The 4,566-nt window shown below is 74.1% G+C and carries 4 protein-coding genes; 2 read left to right on the forward strand and 2 right to left on the reverse strand.

All coding sequences use genetic code 11. The annotated features are described in order from the left end of the window. Positions 1-366: 366 nt before the first annotated feature. Both AAC134_RS23460 and AAC134_RS23465 read right to left on the reverse strand, forming a co-directional pair. Positions 367-1,533 (reverse strand): acyl-CoA dehydrogenase family protein, encoded by a 1,167-nt coding sequence (locus AAC134_RS23460; protein WP_339952172.1) that lies wholly within the window; start codon positions 1,531-1,533, stop codon positions 367-369. A gap of 19 nt (positions 1,534-1,552) precedes the next feature. Next, complete coding sequence (locus AAC134_RS23465) at positions 1,553-2,749, reverse strand: CoA transferase (protein WP_339952174.1); 1,197 nt, start codon at positions 2,747-2,749, stop codon at positions 1,553-1,555. A gap of 134 nt (positions 2,750-2,883) precedes the next feature. Here AAC134_RS23465 and AAC134_RS23470 point away from each other — a divergent pair, with 134 nt between their 5' ends. Together AAC134_RS23470 and AAC134_RS23475 are read left to right on the forward strand one after the other, a co-directional pair. Further along, a complete protein-coding gene (locus tag AAC134_RS23470) occupies positions 2,884-3,663 on the forward strand; it encodes an IclR family transcriptional regulator (protein WP_339952176.1) in 780 nt (259 codons plus the stop codon). A 236-nt stretch (positions 3,664-3,899) separates the two neighbouring features. Next, the gene (locus AAC134_RS23475; protein ID WP_339952178.1) at positions 3,900-4,259 is read left to right on the forward strand and encodes an antibiotic biosynthesis monooxygenase; all 360 of its coding nucleotides are present in this window, start codon (positions 3,900-3,902) and stop codon (positions 4,257-4,259) included. Positions 4,260-4,566: the final 307 nt, after the last annotated feature.

Below are 4,566 nucleotides of genomic sequence, written 5' to 3' on the forward strand. Positions count from 1 at the left end.
GCGCCCCGGCGCGTCCGCTGCGCGGCCGCGACCGCCCCGCCCTGCGTCCCCGTCGGGGCGCGCGGGTCGGGATGGCCGGCGGGGCGGGCGCAGAAGCGGTCAGGGTGAGCACGTGACGGACGCCGCGTGGAGCAAAGACCGGGGCGAGAGCGGGCGCGCAGGGTGCGCGGGTCCCTCTCGCGGGCGATCCGGGGGCCGGCCCCCCCCGGGGCCGAGAGCGCGGGCGCGCCGCGTTGCCCCACCTCTGAACTGCCAGACGCAGCCGCCCCGACGCAAGGTGACCCATCGGAGGGGACGCAGGGCGGGGCGGTCGCGGCCGCATCGCGGACGCGCCGGGGCGCCCGCGTCCCAGGCGCCCGCGCAGGGTCAGTAGGACTTGGGCAGCCCCAGCACCCGCTCGGCAATGAAGCACAGGGCCAGCTGGGGCGAGACGGGGGCGATGCGCGGGATCAGGCTTTCACGCAGGTAGCGCTCGACATGGTACTCGCGCGCATAGCCGAAGCCGCCGTGGGTCATCACCGCCTGCTGGCAGGCGTCGAAACCGGCCTCGCCGGCCAGGTACTTCGCCATGTTGGCCGAGGCGCCGCAGGGCATCCCGTTGTCGTATTCCCAGGCCGCCTTCATCGTCACCCACCACGCCGCCTCGAGCGCCGCGTATTTCTGCGCCAGGGGGTGCTGGATCGCCTGGTTCTGGCCGATGGGGCGGTTGAAGACGATCCGCTCCTTGGCGTAGTCCGTCGCCTTGCGCAGGGCCGCGAAGCCCAGGCCCACCGCCTCGGCCGCGATCAGGATCCGCTCGGGGTTCATGCCGTCGAGGATGTAGCGGAAGCCGCGGCCCTCCTCGCCGATGCGGTCGGCCTCAGGGATCTCGAAATCCTCGAAGAACAGCTCGTTGGAGTCGACCGCCTTGCGGCCCATCTTCTCGATCTCGCGGACCCGGATGCGGTCGCGGTCGAAGGGGGTGTAGAAGAGGCTCAGCCCCTCGGTCGGGCTTTTCACCTCCTCGAGCGGGGTGGTGCGGGCCAGCAGCAGGATGTTGTCGGCCACCTGCGCGGTCGAGATCCACACCTTCTGCCCGTTCACCACATAGCGGTCGCCGCGCTTCTCGGCGCGCAGCTTCAGCTGGGTGGTGTTGAGGCCGGTGTTGGGCTCGGTCACCCCGAAGCAGGCCTTGGCGCGACCCTCGGCCATGGGGCGGATCATCCGCTCCTTCTGCTCGTCGGTGCCGAAGACGTCGACGGGCTTCAGGCCGAAGATGTTGATGTGCACGGCCGAGGCGCCCGAGAGGCCGGCCCCCGACTCCGCGATCTCGCGCATCATGATCGAGGCCTCGGTGACCCCCAGGCCCGCGCCGCCCTGCGCCTCCTTGGTGCAGATGCCCAGCCAGCCTTCCGCCGCCAGCGCGTCGTAGAAGTCGGTGGGGAAGCCGCCCTCGCGGTCGCGCCTGAGCCAGTAGGCGTCGTCGAACCGCGCGCAGATGCGCGCGATCGCATCCTTGATCTGGGTCTGGTCGTCGGTGAGGGCGAAGTCCATTGCAAAACCTCCGGGGGGGTCAGTCGGGGCGGCGCAGGGCGCCGGCCTGGGTCAGCGCGGCGATCTCGTCGTCGGAGAAGCCGGCCTCGGCCAGCACCGCCTCGCCGTCGGCGCCGAGCCCCGGCGCGGGGCGGTCGGGGGCGGCGGGGGTGCGGGCGAAGCGGGCGGGCACGGCCATGCCCAGGATCGGGCCCTCGGTGGGGTGCTCCTCGCGCCGGAAGAAGCCGGTGGCGGCCAGGTGGGGGTCCTCGAGCAGGCTCTCGAAACTGTGCATCGGCATGGCGGGGATGTCGGCCTCCTGGAACAGGGCGAGCCACTCCTCGGTCGAGCGGGTCTGCAGGATCGCCGAAAGCTCGGAGTAGACGAGGTTGATGTTGGCCATGCGCGCGGGGAAGGTCGCGTAGCGGTCGTCGGCGGCGGGCATCTCGGGCCGGCCGATGGCCGCGAAGAAGCGCTTCCAGTGGGCGTCGGTGTAGACCAGCGCGCAGATCCAGCCGTCGGCGGTGGCGTAGGGGCGCCGGTCGGGCGAGAGGTGCCGGGGGTAGCCCGAGGGGCCCTCGGGCGGATCGTAGACCAGCCCCCCCATGTGGTCGCCCATCACCATCGCGGCCATGGTCTCGAACATCGGGATCTCGACCCGCTGGCCGAGGCCCGAGCGTTCGCGCTCGATCACCGCGGCGAGGATCGCGTTGACCGCCGAGAGGCCGACGATGCGGTCGGCGGCCGCCGTGGGGATGTAGGCGGGCGCGCGGCCCGACCGCTCGAAGGCGTGGGGGATGCCGGCGGCGCCCTGGATCAGGTCGTCGTAGGCGGGGCGGTCGGCGTAGGGGCCCTGCTGGTCGAAGCCCACCAGCGCGGCCTGGATCAGGCGGGGGTTGGCCTGCGCCAGCGCCTCGGCGCCCAGGCCCAGGCGCGCCATGGCCCGGGGGCGGACGTTGGTCACCAGCACGTCGGCGGTCTTCGCCAGCCGCAGCAGCGCCTCCGCCCCGCCCGGCGCCTTGAGGTCCATCGCGATCGAGCGCTTGCCCCGGTTGGCGTTCAGGAACACCGGCCCCATGCCGGGATTGCGCTGCGGCCCGATCTGGCGGGTCACGTCGCCGTCGGGCGCCTCGACCTTGATCACGTCGGCGCCCATCTCGCCCAGCACCTGGGTCGCGTAGGGCCCCATCAGCACCGAGGTCAGGTCGAGGATCCGAAGGCCTGCGAGCGGTCCCATGGGGCGGCGTCTCCTTGCGTCTTGTCCATGATCATGGACAAATTGTTCGTCATCTGGGATAGGGATAGCCTCCGCCCTGCCCGCCGTCAATCTGCCGGCCGGTTGGCGGCGGGGCGCCAGACAGGGGGAGGCCGATGCCCGCCACCATCCGACAGGTCGAGAACGCGCTGGCGCTGCTCGAGTTCTTCGCCGCGCGCAAGCGCCCCGCGACGCTGGCCGAGGTGGCGGGGCATTTCGGCTGGCCGCGCTCCTCGACCTGGAACCTCTTGGTGACGCTGGCCGAAGGCGGCTGGCTTTACGAGCCGCGCGCGCGCGGCGGCTATTATCCCACCCCCCGCTGGCAGGCGCTGGCGGGCGAGATCGCCGAGGGCGAGCCCGCCCCCGAGCGGCTGGCGGGCCTGGTGCGGCGGGCCGCGGCCGAGACGGGCGAGACCGCCTGGGCCTGCGCGCCCTCGGGGCTGCACGCGGTGTTCCTGGCCGCGGCCGAGTCGCAGGCCGGGATCCGCTACGCCGCGCGGCAGGGGCAGCGGGTGCCGATCCACCTGACCGCGTCGGGCCAGGCGCTGCTGAGCCAGATGCCCGAGCGCGACCGCGAGGCGATCCTGCGCAAGGCCGGGTTCGAGGCCCGCGGCCCGGCCGCGGCGCGGACGCTCGAGGAGGTGCGCGCCCAGATCGAGGGGGGCCGGGCGCGAGGCTGGTTCCGCTCGGCCTCCTACTGGTCGGCGGACCTGGGCGGGGTCTCGATCCCGGTGGCGGTGGAGGGGCGGGTGTTCTCGCTGACCGTTGCGGGGCCGCTGTTCCGGGTGGAGGCGAAGGAGGAGCTGCACGCCCGCCTCCTGCACCGCGCCGTGGCCGAGGCCTTCGGGCCGGATCACGCGGCGCGGACGCTGAGCGGGATGCGGGTGTTGGTCTGAGCGCGGGCGCCGGGCAGATCGGGCGCCTAGCCTCTCATGAAGGCAGCGCGACGCCGGCGAACGGCGTATACTCGGGTTCGGACCTCGCCGCCCGAGAGGCGCTGTCGCGCCGCCCTGCGCGGGGATTCGCTGGGTCGCGACGCCTTCAGCCGCGCCCAGCGGCAGAGATTCATCCGGGCGGAGGAGCGCAGTTTGGTGCGACTCGCCTCCGCCCCCCACGCCGGGAGAGCCGAGCCATGATCGCCGTGATCTTCGAGGTGACCCCCAGGGAGGGACGCCGCCAGCCCTATCTCGACATCGCCGCCGACCTGCGGCCGGTGCTCGAGGAGGTGGAGGGCTTCGTCTCGGTGGAGCGGTTCGAGAGCCTGACGACGCCGGGCAAGATGCTGTCGCTGAGCTTCTGGCGCGACGAGGCGGCGATCGCCCGCTGGCGGGAGATCGAGCGGCATCGCGCGGCGCAGACGGCCGGGCGGCGGGCGCTGTTTGCCGACTATCGCCTGCGGGTGGCGGGGGTGATCCGGGACTACGGGATGGAGGATCGCGCGCAGGCGCCCTCCGACAGCCGGGCGCTGCACGACTCTGCGGAGGCGGGCTGAGCGCTGCGTTTCGGCGACCAGGCGCGCCCTCCGCCCCGGGGCGGCGCGGATTGACCGCCGCCCCGAGGCGGCGCGGACTGACCGCCGCCCCGAGGCGGCGCGGACTGACCGCCGCCCCGAGGCGGCGCGGATTGACGACCGCCCCGAGGCGGCGCGGGCCGACACCCGCCTGGCGGCGGAGATCGCCGGCGCGCAGGGCCGTCCCTCGGCGCGGAGGCGCCCGGGCGCCGGGACCCCCGCGGACGCCGGCGCCGCCTTGCGCGGGCCGCGCCCGGCGCCGCGGCGGCCGGACCCGTCCCGCCGCCCG

It is taken from the genome of uncultured Albimonas sp., from assembly GCF_963977235.1.
GTDB lineage: Bacteria > Pseudomonadota > Alphaproteobacteria > Rhodobacterales > Rhodobacteraceae > Albimonas.